This window comes from Xenorhabdus sp. SGI240, from assembly GCF_040081915.1.
In the GTDB taxonomy this organism is placed as follows: Bacteria; Pseudomonadota; Gammaproteobacteria; order Enterobacterales; family Enterobacteriaceae; genus Xenorhabdus; species Xenorhabdus bakwenae.
In genome coordinates this window covers 1-1,176 of sequence record NZ_JBEBMB010000123.1, presented here as the reverse complement: position 1 = coordinate 1,176, position 1,176 = coordinate 1, and the positions used below count along the sequence as shown (strand labels likewise).

Below are 1,176 nucleotides of genomic sequence, written 5' to 3'. Positions count from 1 at the left end.
ATGCGGCGCGTAATAAATTGGAGTTAATAATCATTGCTTACCCTCCCATCCAATAACCTGAAAGATCCCCATCTTGGGATGTGACCAGCGAGTGCCACGTTTTTCTGCTTCCCCCATCATCAATCGGAACGCACTCATGAAATCTTCTTTGAATACGACCTTCATCGGGCGGGGCTGTCCATCCGGCGTCATGACAGTGACACTTTGTGTAGGAACGTTGTACTGTTCAGCCAGAGTGCGGCATTTGCTATTGGTTAGCCCTGATTCGGTCGCAGCCAGAGAGAACCCAATCCAACCTACGGGGATAGTCCCACGTTTGATTTGCTCGACAGTTTCTTGCACCTGATCCACTTTTTCTTCAACGTGGTTAATTTGGCGTTGTTGCTGGGCGGTATGACTGGCAATCCTGGCTATCATTTCAAGCTCGCTCAGTGCTGTTTGTGGTGCACGAAAGTAGCTGTTCACTAATTCCCGTTGAATCTGCCAAGCTAAGTCGTCAGTGAAAGATTTAACCAACATCAAGTAACCAGACTCAGTAATGACAACACCTTTAGGTGTGAAGTCTGAAAATACGCCACCGGGAAGGTTGCGACGAATTTCGTCGGAACCTAGTTCGTAGTAATCTACATCCTCAATGAATCGGGGTTTGTGTTCACGAAAGTTTCTTCCGGCTGTTCCTTCCGGTCGAGCGTGAACCTGATCAATCATCGAGAACGTCACAACACGTTGCCCTTGGTATTCCACGACAGGCATTTGGGTATTATTGATGGTAATTAATTCGTTCATTACTTTACTTCCTTAAATTCAATTTTCATTCTTTTCGCTAAACGACGCATAGCCCTATTAAGTGGCGCCCTCATTTCTTCACCTTCTACCGGAAAATTAGAGAGGTATTTTTTTGAATTTAAATAATCCTGCTTTTTGTCTATTTCTAATCGCATACCTTGAGATAAGGTCATTCCCATATAACCTTGTTGTGTTTTACTTCTTTTTCGTTTAGCCATTAGCTATCACCTGTTTATTTATATGTTCTTTCAATGCTTCTGCAATTCGCCTGGTATCTTCTATTGCGACTTCTTCTTTTGGGGTTCTTAGCACATTGCTGTAACTGTTATGTAATGAGTGTCTTTTTTCATTATGTAATTGGCGATATTCAGCCCATAGTTGAGTATTAAG

At 43.0% G+C, this 1,176-nt stretch carries 3 protein-coding genes; all 3 read right to left on the bottom strand.

From position 1 onward, the window contains the following. Positions 1–30: 30 nt before the first annotated feature. Entirely contained in the window at positions 31–786 is a 756-nt protein-coding gene (locus tag ABLA76_RS16870; protein ID WP_348988817.1) for an ORF6N domain-containing protein, read from the bottom strand. Continuing rightward, positions 786–1,004, bottom strand: coding sequence for a hypothetical protein (locus ABLA76_RS16865; RefSeq protein ID WP_348988816.1), 219 nt, complete (start codon positions 1,002–1,004; stop codon positions 786–788). Before ABLA76_RS16865 ends, ABLA76_RS16870 begins: the two co-directional genes overlap by 1 nt. Next, the coding region (locus ABLA76_RS16860) for a hypothetical protein (RefSeq protein WP_348988815.1) at positions 997–1,176 on the bottom strand (180 nt) is incomplete at its 5' end. The genes ABLA76_RS16865 and ABLA76_RS16860, both read right to left, overlap by 8 nt.

What these genes read in the sequence shown, in the direction of transcription:
- ABLA76_RS16870 (WP_348988817.1), bottom strand. Translation starts at nt 786, where the DNA reads ATGAACGAATTAATTACCATCAATAATACCCAAATGCCTGTCGTGGAA.
- ABLA76_RS16865 (WP_348988816.1), bottom strand. Translation starts at nt 1,004, where the DNA reads ATGGCTAAACGAAAAAGAAGTAAAACACAACAAGGTTATATGGGAATG.